Raw genomic sequence first — 580 nt, 5'->3', positions numbered from 1 at the left:
CATTTTTCAGCGTTCCCCAGAAGCTTTCCATCGGAGCGTTGTCGTAACAGTGACCTTTACGCGACATTGATGTTTTCAGACCAGACTGCTCCTGTATGACCCGGTAATCGTATGCGCAGTACTGTGAACCTCGATCAGAGTGGTGGATTAGCCCGGCAGGTGGGCGCTGGCTCCTGAGCGCCATAAACAGGGCTTTACCTGTTAGACTGGCCCCCTGAATCTCCAGACAACCAGTATCACTTAAATAAGTGATAGTCTTAATACTAGTTTTTAGACTAGTCATTGGAGTACAGATGATTGATGTCTTAGGGCCGGAGAAACGCAGACGGCGTACCACACAGGAAAAGATCGCAATTGTTCAGCAGAGCTTTGAACCGGGGATGACGGTCTCCCTCGTTGCCCGGCAACATGGTGTAGCAGCCAGCCAGTTATTTCTCTGGCGTAAGCAATACCAGGAAGGAAGTCTTACTGCTGTGGCCGCCGGAGAACAGGTTGTTCCTGCCTCTGAACTTGCTGCCGCCATGAAGCAGATTAAAGAACTCCAGCGCCTGCTCGGCAAGAAAACGATGGAAAATGAACT

The 580-nt window shown here is 50.5% G+C and carries 1 protein-coding gene and 1 pseudogene; one reads left to right on the top strand and one right to left on the bottom strand.

Annotated features, from left to right (window positions below; all coding sequences use genetic code 11):
• A pseudogene (locus tag BFF42_RS20280) lies at positions 1-205 on the bottom strand (DDE-type integrase/transposase/recombinase); the annotation flags it as partial.
• A gap of 88 nt (positions 206-293) precedes the next feature.
• Here BFF42_RS20280 and BFF42_RS20275 point away from each other — a divergent pair.
• The coding region (locus tag BFF42_RS20275; RefSeq protein ID WP_000567737.1) for a transposase at positions 294-580 on the top strand (287 nt) is incomplete at its 3' end.

It is taken from the genome of Shigella sp. FC1661, assembly GCF_001712525.1.
GTDB lineage: Bacteria > Pseudomonadota > Gammaproteobacteria > Enterobacterales > Enterobacteriaceae > Escherichia > Escherichia coli.
This window is presented reverse-complemented; position numbering and strand designations above follow the sequence as displayed.